The following is an 18207-nucleotide window of genomic DNA, read 5'->3' as shown; positions in this document are numbered from 1 at the left end:
CTGGGCGACCCGCTGTGCCGGCCAGTCGCCACTAGCCTGCACTGATGCGACACACCCTCACCCCGGGCGAGGACAGCCTGCACGGCCACTTCTCCCCCGATTTCCCGCCGGTGCTCACCATCGAACCCGGCGACACCGTCACCTATCGCACCCTGGACTGCTGGTGGTCCGCCGGCCCGTACCAGGGCGGGCCGAACCGGGACCGGCCCCGGGTCGCGCAGCACCGACCCGACCACGGACACGCGTTGACCGGCCCGGTCGCGGTCCGCGGTGCGCGGGCGGGACAGACCCTCGCGGTACGCATCGACGCGGTCGTCCCGGCCCGCTGGGGAACCACGGTGGCCGGCGGCTGGCCGAGCGGGTTCAACCAGCGCTACGGCGTGCAGGATGAGCCGGTGGTGCACGCCTGGACGTTGGACCCGGTGACGATGACCGGCCACAACCAGCATGGCCACACGGTCGCGCTGCGACCCTTCATGGGGGTGCTCGGCATGCCACCCGCGGAGCCCGGCCGGCACTCAACCATCCCACCGCGCCCCTGGGGCGGCAATCTGGACTGCCGCGACCTCACCGCCGGCAGCACCCTCCTGCTGCCGATCCCGGTGGACGAGGCGCTGTTCTCCGTCGGGGACGGGCACGCCGCACAGGGCGACGGCGAGGTCGGCGGCACCGCGATCGAGTGTCCGATGGACGAGGTGACGTTGACCTTCGACGTACGCGACGACTTTCCGCTCACCGGCCCGGTGGCCCGTACCCCGGACGCCTGGCTGACGCTGGGCGTCGGGCCCTCCCTCGACGACGCCACGTTCGCCGCACTGGACTCGATGCTGACGCTGATGCAGCGGCTGCACGGCCTCAGCCGCGCGGACGCGGTGGCGCTGGCCAGCATCGCGGTCGACGTACGGGTGACGCAGATCGTCAACCAGAGCGTCGGCGCGCACGCGGTGCTCCGCGACGACGCGCTGCGCTGGCCGAACGCCGGTTCTGTCGGGGGGCGTCGATAACGTGTGGTCACTGTCGCCGCGCCGGCCACGTCGCGCCGCTCGCTGACCCTCGGAGGCCCCCCATGTCCCAGGAGACGACCTACCTCGAACTGTCCGAAGTGGACGGTGCGCACAAGTTCTACGAGGTCATCGTCGACGACGCCACGCTGACGGTGCGCTACGGCCGGATCGGCGACCAGGGGCAGGTCAAGGCGAGCGCCTATCCGGACAACGCCCGGGCCCGGGCCGCCGCCGCGAAGAAGATCGGCGAGAAGGTTCGCAAGGGCTACGCGCCGGCGGTCCGCGGCGTCCGTCAGAAGCGCACCGTGTCCCGGCGGCAGATCGTGAGCACCCGCTCCACCGCCCACACCGCCCCGGTGCTCTGGCGCTACGACTCCGGCGCCCCCGCCTTCGGCATCTTCGTCGATGGGCAGCACTGCATGGTCGGCAACGAGCACGGCGTGATCACGACACTCGACCACGACGCCCAGGTGCGCAGCCAGGTCCGCCTCCCCGACGGCGTGAAGTGCATCGTCGCCGACGACGCCTGGATCTACGCCGGCTGCGACGACGGCAACGTCTACGACCTGTCCGGCAAGGTGCCGAGGGTGGCGTACGCGATCGCCCCGGAGATCGACATCTACTGGTTGGACATCCACGACGGCGTCCTCGGCGTCTCCGACGCCGACGGCGGGATCACCGCCGTCGACCACGAGGACGAGTTCCTGTGGCGTCGCCCCGGGCGGGGGCGTTCGGCCTGGATGGTGCGGTGCGACAACGACGCCATCTACCACGGCCACTCGCAGGGCGTGACCGGCTACCAGTGGCGTACCGGCGAGGAGCTGTGGCACACCCGGACCGGTTCGGTGCTCTTCGGCTGGCAGGAGCACGACAGTGTGTTCGCCGGGACGGGCACCCGCGAGGTGGTGCGGCTGTCCAAGACTGGTCGACACGAACGCACCTACCACTGCGACGCCCCGGTCTTCTCCTGCGCCACCGCCGAGGGCGGCCGGTACGTCTTCGCCGGTGACAGTCATCCTCGATCTACTGCTTCGACGCGGCGGGCACCCGACTGTGGAAGCTCGGCACCGGCTGCGGCTCGGCGTACTCCATGCAATACCACGACGACCGGCTCTACGTCGTCACCACCGCCGGCCACCTGGCCTGCATCGACGCGAGCGAGCCGGCGATCCGCGCGGCGCAGGCCGGGGAGGTGCCCCAGGTGCGCGACATCAAGGCCCCCCGTCAGGCGCCCCAGCCGGTGCAACCGACGATCGTCGAGGTGACCAGCGACGCGGGGGCCGGCGTGGTCGTGCAGTGCCGCGACGATCGCGGCCGGTTGCGGGTCCAGGTGCTCTCCGACGGCTACCGACGCGACTGGTCCGTGCAGTTCCCCAAGGGGATTCGCGAGCCGGGCGCCCGCTACCTGGTGACCGAGGTGCGCGAGTCCAGCCGCGGTGGCTACTACCGCGCGTACGGCGACATCCGCCGGCTGCGCTGAACGCGGAGCACACCGGTAGTGCCCGGTCGCGCCCGCACCTGTCGTAGGGTGCCGACATGGCGCACCCCGTCCGGGCCAACGGCGACGCCAACGGGGCCTGGTGGGCCGGCCCGCCGACGCGGCGGGTGAGTCACCTGCCGGGCGTCGACCCGGAGCTGCTGCGGGTGGCGCTCGACCCGTTGCCACCGGCAGCGCCCGCGACCGTGCACTACCGGCCCACCGCGGTGGGCCCTCTCGGTGATCTCGTGGACGCCCTGCTCGACCAACTGGACAGCGCCGCCCTCGCGATGTTCCCCCGCTGGCTGAGCGGGGCCGACCGTTTCGACAGCGCGGGCCCGCTCGGCGTGGCGGCGGTGCGCGCCCTCGCGGCCCGCGCCGCCGCCCGATCCCGGCACTTCGGCCCGTTCCTGGCCGACCTCGCCGAGCGTGGGCTGCGCAATCCGCGCCACCCCGGCGACCGGTCCCGCTTCGCCCCAGGGGTACGCGCCGCAGGGCTCGCCCGGGTGATCGCCGAGGCGTACGACCGGGAGAGCTGCGTACTCGTGGTGGCCCTGCCCCACCTGGAGGCGGACGCCGAGCGGACGCTGGTGGCCGCCGCCGAATGGCTCGTGCGACACGGCGGCTTCACGGTGTGGTTGGCCGGCAGGCCGCTGCGCCACGCCGACCGGGTGCGCTCGGTACCGGTGCTGCTGCCCAACCGATTCGCCGGGCTGGCCAGCACGACCGAACAGATTCCGGCCGTCGGCGCCGAGGCGGGCTCGACGGTGTTGGCCTGGCCGCCGATCGCGGGAGTGCCGCGCGGCGACAGCACCGCCGAGCAGGCGTTGGAACGCGCGCTCGCGCCGCACGACTGGGCGCGCGGCCGGCGGTGGAACCAGACCTACGAGTGGCACGTCCTGGGTGCGGCGTACCGACTGGATCTGTTTTGGCCCACGGAGGGTCTTGCGGTCGAGGTGGACGGCCCGGAGCATCGTGGGCGAATCGCTTTCGCCAACGATCGGCGGAGAGACGTTCAGCTGCAACTCCTCGGGTTGGACGTGCTCCGCTTCACCAACGAACAGGTGCTGACCGACACGCCGGCGGTGGTCGACGGGATCCGTCGGCTGCTGGCCCGGCGACGCTTGGACGGCACGCACCCCCACGGAGATGAGACATCATGACGAGCCCGGCGGATGTCCCGCACCTGACGCCGAACCAGATCAACGCCCTCGTGGTGCTGATGGTCGAGGCGCGCCGACTCACCAACGTCGAGCTGAAGGAGCTGGCCGGCTTCACCCTGACCGGCAAGGACAACAAGAAGCTCGTCGACCTGGGACTGGTGGACACCGATCGCACGCACCGGCCGTTCGCCCACGAACTGACCGACGAAGGCTGGCGGGTGGCACGTCAGCTGCACACCTCCGCGCCGCCGAAGCAGGGTGGCTCGACGACCCGGTCGCTGTTCGTCGTCCTGACCAACCTGCACCGTTCGCTGGACCGGCTGCGGGTCAGCCACGCCGACTTCTTCAAGCAGACCGGGGCAACGGCGCCGGCGCCCAGCGAACCGCGAAACGACGCACCGGCGCCCACGGCGTCAGCGACGGCGGCGGCACCGACGGCGGCACCGGTGTGCGCGGCGGAGGTGGAGGCGCTGGTGCGTTCGGCGTACCGGGAGCTGGCCGCCGCACCGGGAGCGTGGGTCGGGCTCGCCGACGTCCGGGAGCGGCTCGGCGACACCGACCGGGCCGCCCTGGACGCGGCGTTGCGGGCGATGGTCGGCCGGGAGGACGTGCGCATCATCCCGGTGGCGAACACCAAGTCCCTGACCGCGCGGGACCGGGCCGCGGCCGTCCGGATCGGGAACGAGGACAACCACGCCCTGGCGATCGGCCCGGCGTGATCTCCGACGACCAGCGGGCCGCGCTGGAAGCGGTCAGTCTCAACCCGGCGGTCACCCCGGACGACGTGTGGCGACCGAGCCCGCACAACGTGCCGGAGCTGCACGAGAAGGTGGCCGCGGAGATCCTGCGCGGGGTGGCGCGGGCCCGCACCGACGACACCAGCATGCCGCTGGGCGTGGCCATGCAGGGCCGCGCGGGCGCCGGCAAGACGCACCTGCTCGGGGCGGTCCGCGAACGGATCCAGCGCGACGGCGGCTACTTCTTCCTGGTCGACATGGTCAGTGGCAAGACGTTCTGGGAGAGCGTGGCCCTGGCCCTGGTGGAGGGGATGGGCCGCGCCCACGTCGGCTGGGGCACCCAGTTGAAGACCTTTCTGCGTCGGCTCACCCCCCAGCTCGGCCTGCCGGTGGAGGTCCGCGACGCGATCGCCGGCACCCGACCGGTGACCCGTGCACAGCTCGACACCTTCATCTGGGCGCTGCGCGAGCGCGACCGGGAGGTCGGGCGGGACACCCAGGACACCGCCCGGGCGCTCGTCCTGCACGGCGCCATCGACTTCGAGGCACAGGACGTCGGTTACGCCCACCTGATCTCCGAACCCGGTGACCCGGCCGCGCGGGCGGCGTGGGGGTTGAGCACCGCGATCCGCACCCCGCAGCAGGTCGTGCAGGACATCTCCCGACTGATGGCCCTGACGCTCGACCCCACGGTCATCGCCGTGGACCAGCTCGACACGCTGTTCGCCCAGACCAGCACCTCGCTGCTCAACCACCATCAGGGGCTGGAGGACGCCCAGGCCATGGTGCTCGGCCCGATCGCCGACGGCCTGCTCAAGCTCCGTGACATCACCCGCCGCACCCTGGTCGTCGTCTCGTGCCTCCCGGACACCTGGGTGCTGATGACCCGCGCAGCGCCCACCCCGGTCGCCGACCGCTTCCGTACGTCGACCCTGCCGGACCGGATCCCCACCCCGGAGATCGGGCAGGCGATCGTGGCGAAGCGCCTCGCCGCCGCCTACGCGGGTATGTACTTCGGGCCACCGCACCCCACCTGGCCGATCACCCCCGCCGCCTTCGCCGACGCGCCCACCCTCACACCCCGCGCCCTGCTCCGCCGGGTGGACCGCCACATCGCCTGGTGCCGGGACCGCGACGAGGTGGTCGAGTTGGACCGGCTCATCGACGGCACCGAATCGATGCCGACGGTGAGCACCGTCCGCAACGCCCCCGGCGACCCGACGACGGACGAGCGCCGCCTGCACGAGTTGGACGCCCGGTTCGCCGAGCTGGTCGAGGCCGCGGACGTGTCGGCCGCGCTCGACCCGACCCGCGAGGACGAGCACATGCCACCGCTGCTCGCCGCCGGCCTGGCCGCCTGGATCGCCGAGCAGGCACCGACCGGCGCCACCTACAAGTACGATCCGCCGCCCGGGCGCAAACCCGCGCTGCACGGACGGCTGATCGAGGTGCTCGACGAGGCCACCGAGAACGAGGCGCACTGGTGCTTCCGGGCCATCGCGCACCCCAACGCCATCGCCGTCACCGCCCGGGTCAAGGCCGCGTGCACCCTCGCGGGATTGGATCGGGACCTGCCACAGCGGCGGCTGATCCTGCTGCGCAACGGCCCGTGGCCGACCGGGAAGCGTACGACCGAGGTGTTGACCGGTTTCGACGCGGCCGGCGGCCTGCGGTGCGCCGTGTCGGAGGCGGACCTGCGGGTCTTCGCGGCGCTGCGGGCGATGGCGACCGAACCGTCCACGGCCTTGCAGGAGTGGCTGGTGGCCCGTCGTCCGGCCAGCGGCACCGAGTTGTTCCGCGCGGTCCTGCCCGGGCCCGACGGGACGCGCGGCGGCACCGCGCCCCGGTCACCCGACGACGGCGAGCCACCGTCGGGCGGCCCCGAATCCGACCCGACGAACGAACCGGTCGCCGCCGTGGCCGCCGATCCGTCGACCGGTTCGGTGGCCGTGCCCGCGCCCGCTGACGTTGGCGACGTCGTGGTCGGCACCGGCGGTCCGGTTGTCGGGCTGGGGCGGACCGTCGACGGCGGTCATCCGTTCACGGTGCCCCTGGAGTCGCTGCGCCGCCACGCCGTGGTGTTCGCCGGGTCCGGCTCGGGCAAGACCGTGCTGATCCGACGGCTGGTCGAGGAGTGCGCCCGCGAGGGGGTCTCCGCGATCGTGCTCGACCCCAACAACGACCTCGCCCGGCTCGGTGACGCGTGGCCCGACCCGCCGGACGGCTGGGGCCCCGGCGACGCCGAACGCGCCGCCGACTACCTCGCGCACACCGAGGTGGTGGTGTGGACACCCCGGGTCACCGCCGGCCGGCCGCTGAGCTTCCAGCCACTGCCCGACTTCACCTCGCTGCGGGACTGGCCCGACGAGTTCGACCAGGCCGTCCGTTCCGCCGTGGAGGCGCTCGCGCCGCGGGCCGGCGTCGACCGCTCGGGCCGGCTCGCGCAGCAGGGCAAGGCCGTCCTCACCGAGGCCCTCCAGGCGTACGCGCGCAGCGGGATGGTGGGCCTGCCCGGCTTCACCGAGTTCCTCACCGACCTGCCCGAGGGGGTCAGTCGGCTGGCCCGGGCGGGGAAGCTCGCCGAGGAGTTGGCCGAGGCGCTCAAGGCGGCCATGGTCACCGATCCCCTCTTCGGTGGGGTCGGCGCGCCGGCCGACCCGGGGCTGCTGCTGACGCCGTCGCCGGGGCGGCGGGCCCGGGTGTCGGTGATCAGCTTCGTCGGTCTCACCTCTGACCAGGAGCGGCAGAGCTTCGTCAACCAGTTGCAGATGGCGCTCTTCGCGTGGATCAAGCGGCACCCCGCCGGTGACCGACCGCTGGGTGGGCTGTTCGTGATGGACGAGGCGCAGACGCTCGCGCCCGCGACCGGCACCACGGCCTGCACCGCCAGTTCGATCGCGCTGGCCTCGCAGGCCCGCAAGTACGGCCTCGGGCTGGTCTTCGCCACCCAGGCGCCCAAGGGCCTGCACAACCAGATCTCCGGCAACGCGACCACGCAGTTCTTCGGGCTGCTCAACGCGCCGGCGCAGATCGACGCGGCCCGGCAACTGGCCGAGGCCAAGGGCGGGCGGCTGCCGGACATCGGCCTGCTCAACAGCGGTGAGTTCTACGCCGCCGGGGAGGGGTTCTCGTTCGTCAAGGTCCGCACCCCGCTGTGCCTGACGCACCACCCGAAGACGCCGCTGACCCCCGAGGAGGTCGTCACCCGCGCCCGCCCGGCTGGGTAGCCTGGGGCCATGATCTTCATTACCGCCAAGTTCCGGATCCTGGCCGAGCACGCCGACCAGTGGCCGCAGATCGCCGCCGAGTTCACCGAGGCGACCCGGGCGGAGCCCGGCTGCCTGTGGTTCGAGTGGTCCCGCAGCGTGACCGATCCGACCGAGTACGTGCTGGTCGAGGCGTTCCGCGACGACCAGGCCGGTGCGGCCCACGTCCAGTCCGCCCACTTCCGCGCGGCCCAGGAGACCCTGCCGCCGCACCTGGCCGAGACGCCGCGCATCGTGAACGTCACCGTGCCGCAGGACGACTGGTCCCTGCTCGGCGAGATGGCCGTCCCCGAGGGCCGCTGACCGCCGCCTGGTCCGCGGTCCCGCCGCCCGCCGTCAGCGCAGTCGACGGGCGGCGAAACGGGCCGACGGGTCGGCGATCACGTCCTGTGCCGCGATCAGCTGGATCTCCCGGGTGCCCGCCGCGAGAGTCGCCTCGAGCACGCCGTAGACGGAGGCGATGGTGCGTTCCAGCGCGGCCTCGGGTGACCCGGTCGTGCACAGGTGCGCGAGGTACAGCGCCGCGGTGACGTCACCCCCACCGTTCGGGGTGATCGGCAGCAGCGGCGTGGTCACCGCCCAGGCACCCTCGTCGGAGACCGCCACCACCTCCAGCGAGTCCGGTGGCAGGTCGCCGTGGAGCACGCTGGTCACCAGGACGTGCCGCGGCCCGGTCGCCCGCACCACGTCGACCGCGTCGAGGACCTCGGCCAGCGAATTCGTCGTACGGCCGGCGAGGAAGTCCAACTCGAAGTGGTTCGGGGTGATGATGTCCGCACGTGGCACGACGGTGTCGCGCAGGTACTCCGGGATTCCCGGCCGGACGAACATGCCCCGACCGACGTCGCCCATCACCGGGTCGCAGCAGTACACCGCGGCCGGATTGGCCGCCTTCACCGTCGCCACCGCGTCCAGGATCACCGCGCCCATGGCCGGGTCGCCCTGGTAGCCGGAGAGCACCGCGTCGGCGTCGCCGAGGACCCCACGGTCCCCGATGCCCGCGATCACCTCGGCCACGTCCGCCGCCGGGAGCATCGGGCCCCGCCACGCGCCGTACCCGGTGTGGTTGGAGAAGTGCACCGTCAGGACCGGCCAGACCTCGTGCCCGAGCCGTTGCAGCGGAAAAGTCGCCGCCGAATTGCCGGCGTGGCCGTAGGCGACCGACGACTGGATGGAGAGGATCTTCACCGGCCCATCATCGCCGCTGCGACCGGCACCGCAGGGACGGGCCGCCGAATCTGTCGGGTGGCCCACTCACCGCCCGCCGGCCGGGACGGCAGGAGCGGGCGGCCCGGACCGTGCCGTCCGGGCCGCCCGCGGTCCTGCGCTCAGCCGCCGAGGCTCGCCGCGGCCGAGGCGATCGACGAGGCGAAGTAGCTCACCTGGGTGTAGACACCCGGGTAGTTGGGCCGGGCGCAGCCGTAGCCCCAGCTGACGATGCCCACCTGGATCCAGGCGTTGCTGGCGTCGCGGCGGAACATCGGGCCACCGGAGTCGCCCTGGCAGGTGTCCGTGCCGCCGCTGGCGTAGCCGGCGCAGATCTCCTGGGCGGGGATGAGGTCCCCGCCGTAGTTGGCGTTGCAGGTGGAGTCGCTGACGAACGGAACGGTCGCCTTGAGCAGGTACCGCTGCTGGCCGCCGCCCTCGCGGGCGGCCCCCCAGCCGGCGACGGTGAAGGTGCCGCTGTCGTACGCGGTCGTGGTGGTGATCGGCAGCGTGCTCAGCCCGGTGACCGGGCTGGCCAACCGGATGAGCGCCCAGTCGCGGCCGGCACCGTTGTAGCCGGGGGCCCGGTAGACGTAGTTGGACCGGACGGTGATCCGGCTGGACGACTGGAGGTCGACCGTTCCGAGGGTGGCGGTGATGCTGGTGTTGGTGCCGGTCGAGCCCACGCAGTGCGCCGCCGTGAGCACCAGCCGGGGGCTGTACAGCGCCCCGCCGCAGCCCATCGAGAGGCGCACCATGAACGGGAACTCGCCCTGCGCGGCGCGGGTGCCGCCGACGACGTTCGGCGTCATGGGGTTGTCGGCCGCGGCGGCCGGCGCGGTGAGGGTGAGGCTGGCCGCGGTCACCGCGGTCAACGCGGTGGCCAGCAGGCCAGTGAGGGTACGCCAGCGAACCATGCATTCCTCCGCATCAGGGTGGCACGCCTCGTGAGCGCGCCGCAGTCGAGATAGCGGTCATCATATTGAGATCCATATATCCGATGGGTCATCCTCTCTGGGTCGTACCACCGGCACTATGGATCTCGGAGACGCCATGACACCTCACGTCCCCATCCGCCCCGCCCTGCCGCTGCTGCTCGTCATCGCCCTGGTGGCCGGCGTGCTCACCGCGCCGTCCTCGTCGGCGTACGCCGCGCCGGCCAAGACACCGCCGCTGACCACCCCCTGGACCAGCCAGGCCCTGGCCGGCACACCACTGCCCGAGTACCCGCGACCCCAGATGACGCGGCCGGACTGGCTCAACCTCAACGGCGAGTGGCAGCTACGCCAGTCGACGACCGACGACGCCCCGCAGTTCGGCACCACCCTGCCCGAGCGGGTCAACGTCCCGTTCCCGGTGGAGAGCGCCCTGTCCGGCATCCAACGGGCCGCCAACGACAACCGCAACTACCTGTTCTACCGACGCACCGTCACCATCCCGGCCACCTGGTCGGGGCGGCGGACCCTGCTGCACTTCGGCGCCGTCGACTGGCAGAGCACCGTCTGGGTGAACGGTGTCCGGGTCGGTGCGCACACCGGCGGCTACGACGCCTTCACCTTCGACGTGACCCCCCAGCTGCGCGCCGGAGCGAACGAGATCATCGTCAAGGTCTGGGACCCCACCGACACCCGGCAGAACGGCAGCCTGCCCGCCATCGGCAAGCAGACCAAGACACCCGGCGGAATCTTCTACACCCCCAGCTCCGGCATCTGGCAGACGGTGTGGCTGGAGCCGGTACCCGCCACCTCGATCAGCAGCGTGGACGTCTACCCGAACCTGAGCACCAACACCCTGCGGGTCCGGGTCTTCACCCGGGGCGCGGCGAGCGGCCACAGTGTGCTCGCCGAAGCGCTGAACGGCGCCACCGTGGTCGGCTCGGCCACCGGCGGCTTCACCGACTTCAGCGTGCCGGTGCCCAACGCCCGCCGCTGGTCACCCGACGACCCGTTCCTCTACAACCTGCGGGTGACCCTGCGCAACGCCGCAGGCGCCACCGTTGACCGGACCACGCACTACTTCGGCATGCGGGAGATCACCACCGGCCTGGTCAACGGTGTGCTGCGGCCCAAGCTCAACGGTCAGTTCGTGTTTCAGGTCGGCACCCTCGACCAGGGGTTCTGGCCAGACGGGCTCTACACCGCGCCGACCGACGCCGCCCTCGCCTTCGACCTGCAGAAGCACAAGGACCTGGGCTTCAACATGGTGCGCAAGCACATCAAGGTCGAACCGCAGCGCTGGTTCTACCACGCCGACCGGCTCGGCCTGCTGGTCTGGCAGGACATCCCGTCGCTGACCGCGCAGGACGTCGACCCCACCGACGCCCAGCAGGCGCAGTTCGAGGCCGAGGCGCGCGAGATCGTCGACGAGCACCGCAGCTCACCCGCCGTGATCGCGTACACGCCCTACAACGAGGGCTGGGGTGAGCGGTCCCTCGCCGACACCCGGCGGGTCGCGCAGAACATCAAGAACCAGGACCCGACCCGCCTGGTCAACCCGCACAGCGGCCACAACTGCTGCCAGTCCCTCGGCAACCCCGGCAACGGCGACATCGACGACTGGCACGTCTACCTCGGGCCGGACTCCCCCGTACCGTCGAGCAGCCGGATCGCGGTGCTCGGCGAGTTCGGCGGCCTGGGCCTGCACACGCCGGGCCACGAGTACAGCCCCAACGGTCAATTCTTCGCCTACGAGTGGCAGGCCACCTCGACCGCCCTCACCGACCGGTACGTGGGGCTCGTGCAGGGCAGCCAGAACCTGATGCTCGGCAAGGGGCTCAGCGCCTCGATCTACACCGAGATCACCGACCTGGAGGGTGAGCTGAACGGTTTCCTCACCTACGACCGGCAGGTGATCAAGATGGACCAGGCGCGGGTGCGTGCCGCCAACACCGCCCTGATCAACGCCTCGAAGACCATCGGCAGCTCGGCGCCCGTCGCCCTGCCGGTCAACACCCGCCGCTCGTTGCAGGTGACCACGCCCGGCTTCACCAACCGGTACCTGCGCCACCAGGACAGCCTGGCCTACACCGAGGTGGTCGACGCCGCGAGCCCCAGCCTGCTCAAGGCAGACGCCACGTACGCCATCCGACCCGGTCTGGCCGGCACCGGTTGCTACTCGTTCGAGTCGGTCAACTTTCCCGGGCAGTACCTGCGCCACCAGAACTCCCGGGTCCGCAACTCGCCGGACGACGGCTCCGCACTGCTGCGTGCCGACGCCACCTGGTGCGCCCGCACCGGGCTGACCGGCACCGGCGTGTCGCTGGAGTCGTACAACTTCCGGGGTAGGTACCTGCGGCACTACAACGCGGAGGTCTGGCTCAGCAACGGCGCTGGCGGCGACGCCTACAACACACCGACGATGTGGACCGCCGACAGCACCTGGGGCATCGCCGCCCCGTGGACGCCCTGACCCAGTGGCGCTGACCGGGCGGCGCTGACCCGGGCGGCACTGACCCGGGCGACGTCGACCCGGGCGACGTCGACCCGGGCGACGTCGACCCGGGCGACGTCGACCCGGGCGACGTCGACCCGGGCGACGTCGACCCGGGCGGCACTGACCCGGGCGGCACTGACCCGGGCGGCACGGCGCGACGCGCGGGGGCCTGGCCTGACCGGGTCCCCGCGCCGTTGTCACCCGGCCTGGGTGCTCCCGTCAGCGGCGACTCGGGTGATCGACTCGGCTTCCTGAAAGTCGCGGCTTCTGGTGACGGGAGACACCGCGACTTCATGAAAGCCGAGTGGATCATGCTGATCCGCGTCGTTCGCGCGGCCCGACCGGGTCAACTCGGGAGCAGGGCGTCGTGCGGACCCGCCCGGCCCGCGCGCTGACCCTGGCGGCGGCCCGGCTGCGCGACGCCGGCTGGGAGACAGCGCCGGGAGACAGCGCCGGACGACCGGGCGGCGTCACCCGTCGTCCCGGAGGTCGTTGCCCCAGTCATGAGGGAAATCGGCGAGTCGATTGCACCGTACGGCAGGGGCGGCCTTTCAGGGCAAGGACCGTGCCGCAACTTGCATCCGGCCAGATTCGCCCGGCCGTTGCAACTCGCAATTATGCTGATACACAAATAGACGAAGACCAATCTTGACTTGCACGGCTGGCCAGCGCACCGTAAAGAGCCAGAGGCAGCTGCGCGCCATTATCGGCTCGGCTGAAGTGGATCGCCAAATGGAGGCGCTGCCGGTTTCACGCCGCGTGCATCAGGAGGCTTTCCATGCGGTTGAATCCTTTCACCGGGGTTTATCTCACCGATCCGGCGAGCAGGTGGCGGAGCATTCTCGACGATCCCGACGGGGTGCACTTCGCCGAGGATCTGGGCCTGTGGTTGATCAGCAGGCACGCACACGTCCGGCAGGCCCTCGCCGATGCCGCGACATTCGCCAACGCCCTCACCCTCGCTCCGGTCTACGAGGTCTGCCCAGCGGCGCTGAACGTCATCATGCAGATCGACGCGCCCCCCACGACGGCCGCCGCTGACCCTCCGACACACCCGCGCACCCGCCGGGCCCTGCGGGCGACCTTCGCGAACACCGCCGAACGGGTCGAGGCCGAGTACGGGGCGATCGTCCGACGCCGGGTCGACCAACTGGTGTCCCGTCTCGCCGCCCGCCAGGGTGACCAGGTCGACCTGATCCCGGAGTTCGCGACCGAACTTCCGCTGCTGGTGGTCCTGGACATCCTCGGGGTGCCCGACGCCGACACCGGGCGGATCCGGAGGTGGGCGGACGGCCAGATCGCCCTCATCTGGGGCCAGCCGGACCCGGCCGAGCAGGTACGTCTGGCGCAGGGACTGCTGGAGTTCTGGCACTACTGCGAAGATCTGGTCCGCCAGCGGATGGACAACGCTGACCAGGGGGACGACTTCATCAGCCGCGCCCTGACCTACCGGGACGACGACGACACCGTGCTGACGGTGCCCGAGGTGGCCAGCCTCGCCTTCAACCTCCTGGTCGCCGGCCACGAGACCACCGCCGGACTGCTCGCGCACGCGCTCGACCAGGCGCTGTCCGCTCCTGGGCGCTGGTCGGCGATCGCCGCCGACCCTGGGCTCGTCCCCGCCTTCGTGGGCGAGACGCTCCGCTTCGCGCCGGCCATCGACGGGTGGCTCCGAGTCACCACCCGAGTTGTCACAGTGGGCGAGGTGACGATCCCCGCCGGGGCACGGTGCCTGCTGTTGATCGGAGCGGCGAACCGGGACCCGGCGGCGTTCCACGACCCGGACCGGTTCGACCCCCAACGCACCGATGTGGGCAATCATCTGTCGTTCGGCCAGGGGCCGCATTTCTGCATCGGTGCGGGATTGGCAAGACTGGAGGCCGGCATCGCCCTCAGTCGCCTCGCCGAAGCCATTCCCGGCCTCCGACTGTCACCCGAGCACCGTCGCTCGTACAAACCCAATGTCGCGTTTCGCGCGCACCGCGCACTGCTCGCGACAATCGACAAGACGGCGTCCACGGACGTACCGGCGGCCCGAGGTGGGGCGACGGCCGAAGTGCGGGCCGCCTGAGTGCGTGAGCATCGACGGTGCAGACCTGCGGACGGGTCGCGCGCGCGGTGGGGCGTCACCGCCCGCTCCACCCGGCGCACGACGGCGGCGGCAACGGGCCCGGCGCGCGCCTTTCGCGCTTTGCCCGGCGATCCATGTCGGTGAACGTCTTCACACCCATCGCATCCTCGGTTAAGAATTGCTCTCTGTGAATGTTCAGCTCATCGGCCAATCTCGATCTGGCGTCCGCCGCTGAATGTCCGTTCCACGAAGGTGAGCGCATGGAGCACACGTCCCCGTCGAGCGCGGCTCACTCTGCGGCCAGTCAGCGGTTCCGATGGGAGTTGCGCAACTGTCGCGTCCAACGGGGCCTGACCCAGCGCGCCCTGGCGGATCTGGTGCGGTTCAGTCGGGAGACGGTCGCGGCGGTCGAGTCGGGTCGCCGGTTCGGCAGTCACGAGTTCGCGCTGCGCTGCGACGAGGTGCTCGGCACCGGCGGCCGGCTGGCCGCACTGTGGCCCCAGGTCGCGGCCGAGCAGCTGGCCGCCGACGGTCGCCGTGGCCCCCGCGCCACGGAACCGGACCGACAGGATCGACCGGTGCCGAGACAGCGCAGCCGGCGTGACGCGCGCGACCCGGGCGCCGTGGTGGACGCGATCGACGAACTGCGTGAACTGATCGGGCAGGTGCTCAACGGCCAACCCGAACCGGGCGACCCGCAGCGACGGCAGCTGCCGGCCGGGCCGATCGACGACCAGCACTGACCCGTCGGGCCTGGCACGACCTCACGGCGTCACCGCTCGCTGACGTTGGGTACAGATGCTGGTACGGGCAGTTTGTACCACGGCCAGGTCTGGTCTACGAGCGCGGCTTCCGGCCGAATGGGACTTGCATTCGGCAACGTGCGGATAGACCGTCATCGACGAGTCGTGGGAGTCAATCTTGGCGTCGAGCAACCGGTCCCACGCGGCCAGACCCTACCCGACCCGCCGACGCGGCTGGAAGATAGCCGGTCGGATGCGCCTCATCGTCGCGGCACCGCTGGTCGCCGTGATCGGCTTCGCCGGTCTCGCGCTGACCGAGAGCGCACGCCAGACGGCCCGCGCCGGCGACCTGCAGATCCTGGCCCAGCTCGGGGCCGAGGCCGGCGACCTGGCCTACCGCCTGCAACGCGAACGCATCGCCGCCGCCGACCTGCTCACCTACGCCCGGCCCGAGCAGCAGGACGCCTTCGGCGCGGAGCTGGCCGCCACCGATGACGCCGTCGCGCGCTACCGCCGGCAGCGGGACCGACTGACCGCCGACAACGACGGCGACAAGGCGCTCCTGAAGCGCATCGACGCGGCCCTGGACGGCCTCGCTCCGTTGCGCACCCAGGTCCGTACGGCCACGCACGCGTCGGTGTCGGCGATGACCTTCAGCTACCGCATCGCGATCGCCGACCTCATCAACTTCCGGGAGAACGTCTCACACGGCGTGGTGGACGCCCAACTCGCGGACGGGATCCGGGCCTCGGCGGCGCTGTCGAAGACGGCCGAGGCCATCGGTCAGCAGCAGGTGGCCGTGCTGCGCGCCGTCGCCGGCGGCGAGCTGACCCCGGCCATGCAGCAGGACATCACCGCGGCCCGCACCAGCTACACCGAGTCGAGCCTGTCGTTCCTGTCCCTGGCCCCCACCGAGTGGGGCGTCTGGTGGGAGCAGGCCGGCACCGGCAAGGAGGCGCTCGCCCTGCAACGGATGCAGGACGAGGTGTCCCGGGCCCAGCCGGGCACCCAGCTGCAACTGGAGACCGCCGCCTGGGTGTCCACCACGCAGACCCGCGCCGCCCGCCTGGCCGAACTCCGCGCCCGGGTCGACGACGCGGTCCGCGACGACGTTCGGGCCGCGCACGCCGACCAGCGCCGCCGGGCCGTGGCCGAGGCGGCCGGTGTCCTCCTGGCCCTGATCCTGACCGCGTTGGTGACCTGGGCCGTCGCGCGGCAGATCACCCGGCGGCTGCGCCGCCTCCGGGACGCGGCCAACGCCGTGGCGTTCGAGCAGCTCCCCGCCGTGGTGGCCCAACTCCAGCAGCCCGGCAGCGCCACCGTCGACCCCCAGCGGCTGGCCCACCAACAGTCCAACGCCGCCCTCGAACCCTCCAGCGACGACGAGATCGGCGAACTGGGTCAGGCGTTCAGCGCCGTGCACCAGGCTGCCGTGCGAACCGCCGCCGAACAGGCCGTCATGCGCGCCAACACGGCCGACATCTTCATCCACCTGAGCCGCCGCGAACAGCGGCTCGTCGACGCCGTCCTGGCCCAGGTCGACCTGGTCGAGCGGGACGAGACCGACCCCGACCGGCTCGAGCAGCTGTACACACTGGACAACCTGGCCACCCGGATGGGTCGGATCAACGCCAGCCTGCTGGTGCTCGGCGGCGTCGGTGTGGGTCGCGTACGCCAGCGTGACGTCCCGCTGCAACAGGTGCTCCAGGCGGCGCTGTCCCAGATCGAGCACTACGCGCGGGTCCGGCTCGGCATGATCGACGGGGACGTCGCCGTGGCCGCCAAGACCGTCGACGAGGTCGTGCACCTGCTCGCCGAACTCATGGACAACGCCACCACGTACTCGCCGCCGGGCAGTGAGACCTGGGTGAGCGGCCGGAGCCTGGGTGACCGCGTCATCGTGCAGATCAGCGACGAGGGGGTGGGGCTGTCCCCGCAGCGGATGCAGCAGCTCAACGACCTGCTGGCCCGCCCACCGGCCATCGACGTGGCGGCCGTACGGGCGATGGGGTTGGTCGTCGTGGGCCAGCTCGCCGCCCGGCTGGGTGTCACCGTCCAACTGCGCCGCGGCCCCCGACGCGGCATCCTCGCCGAGGCGACCCTTCCCGCGGCGATCATCCGGTCGCTGCCGCCGGAGGAGTACCTGCTCGCACCCGGCCGGCTGTCGCGACGGGCGGCCCGCACGACCAACCCGCCGCCGCCGTACCAGCCGCGCCCCGAACCCACCGCCGGACGCCCCCCGGCCGAACGGACCCTGCCGGCGGCGCCGGTCTTCCGACCGGCTCCCGCGCCCCCGGACCGGGGTGACGCGCCCACCGAGGAGCTCCTCATCTTCGAACAGGTCAACCACTGGTTCCAGAACGATGTCGCCGACGGTCAGGCCGGCCAGCGGTGGTCCAGCCCCGCCGACGACGCCTGGCGAACGGCCGCCCAGGCGCACACCCCCGAGGTCGCCACGACCACCAACTCCGGCCTGCCCAAACGGCAGCCGCAACGACACCTCGTGCCCGGCGGCGTGACCGTCCCGCAGCAACAGCAACGCTCCGAGTACCGCGACCCGACGCAGGTGGCGACGGCGATGGCCGCGTACGCGCGGGGTGTGGCGAACCGACGGCGCACCCCGATCAACCTCGGCAACAAATGACGCGACAGGAGAGCACGTGACCGATCAACAGGATCTCGGCTGGCTGCTGGACAACTTCGCCGCGCGCGCGACCGAGGTCAGCCACGCGATCGCCATCTCCAGCGACGGCCTGATGGTGGCCGCCACCCGCGACCTGCCACCGGACCGGGCCGACCAGTTGGCCGCCACCGGTAGCGGTCTCGTCAGCCTGCTGCGGGGCGCCGCCGCCTTCTTCGACGCCGGCGCGGTGATCTCCAACGTCACGCAGCTCGAGGGCGGGTTCATGTTCTCGATGGCCTTCAACGACGGCGCCTCGCTGCTGGTGCTCGCCGCCCCCGAGTGCGACGTGGGCAAGGTCTCCTACGAAATGACCGAGCTGGCCAACCGCATCGGGGACGCGCTGACCCCCGCTGCCCGAGCGGCCCTCGCCCGCAGCCGCTGACCACCCCGGCGCCCCCACGCCGGTGCCCCCTTCCCCTTCCACT

14 protein-coding genes are annotated in these 18207 nt (G+C 71.9%); 12 read left to right on the top strand and 2 right to left on the bottom strand.

Annotated features, from left to right (window positions below; genetic code table 11):
* The first annotated feature begins 44 nt into the window (after positions 1-44).
* The 7 genes from EV382_RS06030 to EV382_RS06010 all read left to right on the top strand — a co-directional run bounded on the left by EV382_RS06030 (position 45) and on the right by EV382_RS06010 (position 7950).
* Complete coding sequence (locus EV382_RS06030; RefSeq protein WP_130400615.1) at positions 45-1004, top strand: acetamidase/formamidase family protein; 960 nt, start codon at positions 45-47, stop codon at positions 1002-1004.
* A gap of 62 nt (positions 1005-1066) precedes the next feature.
* Positions 1067-2269, top strand: coding sequence for a WGR domain-containing protein (locus EV382_RS34070; protein WP_341870144.1), 1203 nt, complete (start codon positions 1067-1069; stop codon positions 2267-2269).
* Positions 2266-2484: an NUDIX hydrolase gene (locus tag EV382_RS33270; protein WP_244237022.1), complete on the top strand. Its 219-nt coding sequence runs from the start codon at positions 2266-2268 to the stop codon at positions 2482-2484. Before EV382_RS34070 ends, EV382_RS33270 begins: the two co-directional genes overlap by 4 nt.
* Positions 2485-2540: 56 nt before the next feature.
* The gene (locus tag EV382_RS06020; protein ID WP_130400614.1) at positions 2541-3644 is read left to right on the top strand and encodes an endonuclease domain-containing protein; all 1104 of its coding nucleotides are present in this window, start codon (positions 2541-2543) and stop codon (positions 3642-3644) included.
* Positions 3641-4363 carry a hypothetical protein gene (locus EV382_RS33265; protein WP_165435728.1) on the top strand — a complete coding sequence of 241 codons (723 nt, stop codon included), beginning with the start codon at positions 3641-3643 and terminating at the stop codon, positions 4361-4363. Before EV382_RS06020 ends, EV382_RS33265 begins: the two co-directional genes overlap by 4 nt.
* The gene (locus EV382_RS06015; RefSeq protein WP_244236557.1) at positions 4360-7608 is read left to right on the top strand and encodes an ATP-binding protein; all 3249 of its coding nucleotides are present in this window, start codon (positions 4360-4362) and stop codon (positions 7606-7608) included. Before EV382_RS33265 ends, EV382_RS06015 begins: the two co-directional genes overlap by 4 nt.
* 9 nt (positions 7609-7617) lie before the next feature.
* The gene (locus EV382_RS06010) at positions 7618-7950 is read left to right on the top strand and encodes a putative quinol monooxygenase (protein WP_130400612.1); all 333 of its coding nucleotides are present in this window, start codon (positions 7618-7620) and stop codon (positions 7948-7950) included.
* Between the two features lie 33 nt (positions 7951-7983).
* On the opposite strand, the gene pdxY is transcribed toward EV382_RS06010, so the two are convergent.
* A complete protein-coding gene (gene pdxY / locus EV382_RS06005) occupies positions 7984-8835 on the bottom strand; it encodes a pyridoxal kinase PdxY (protein ID WP_130400611.1) in 852 nt (283 codons plus the stop codon).
* 140 nt (positions 8836-8975) lie between these two features.
* Positions 8976-9770, bottom strand: coding sequence for a S1 family peptidase (locus EV382_RS06000; protein WP_130400610.1), 795 nt, complete (start codon positions 9768-9770; stop codon positions 8976-8978).
* A 136-nt stretch (positions 9771-9906) separates the two neighbouring features.
* Here EV382_RS06000 and EV382_RS05995 point away from each other — a divergent pair, with 136 nt between their 5' ends.
* From EV382_RS05995 to EV382_RS05970, 5 genes are all read left to right on the top strand, one after another.
* Complete coding sequence (locus EV382_RS05995) at positions 9907-12261, top strand: AbfB domain-containing protein (RefSeq protein WP_130400609.1); 2355 nt, start codon at positions 9907-9909, stop codon at positions 12259-12261.
* Between the two features lie 802 nt (positions 12262-13063).
* Entirely contained in the window at positions 13064-14356 is a 1293-nt protein-coding gene (locus tag EV382_RS05985; RefSeq protein WP_130400607.1) for a cytochrome P450, read from the top strand.
* Between the two features lie 260 nt (positions 14357-14616).
* Positions 14617-15099 (top strand): helix-turn-helix transcriptional regulator, encoded by a 483-nt coding sequence (locus EV382_RS05980; protein ID WP_165435727.1) that lies wholly within the window; start codon positions 14617-14619, stop codon positions 15097-15099.
* A 253-nt stretch (positions 15100-15352) separates the two neighbouring features.
* Positions 15353-17743, top strand: a complete 2391-nt coding sequence (locus EV382_RS05975) for a sensor histidine kinase (protein WP_130400605.1) — start codon at positions 15353-15355, stop codon at positions 17741-17743.
* 16 nt (positions 17744-17759) lie between these two features.
* A complete protein-coding gene (locus EV382_RS05970) occupies positions 17760-18164 on the top strand; it encodes a roadblock/LC7 domain-containing protein (protein WP_030490280.1) in 405 nt (134 codons plus the stop codon).
* The last annotated feature ends 43 nt before the right edge of the window (positions 18165-18207 follow it).

The organism is Micromonospora violae (genome assembly GCF_004217135.1).
In the GTDB taxonomy this organism is placed as follows: Bacteria; Actinomycetota; Actinomycetes; order Mycobacteriales; family Micromonosporaceae; genus Micromonospora; species Micromonospora violae.
This window is presented reverse-complemented; position numbering and strand designations above follow the sequence as displayed.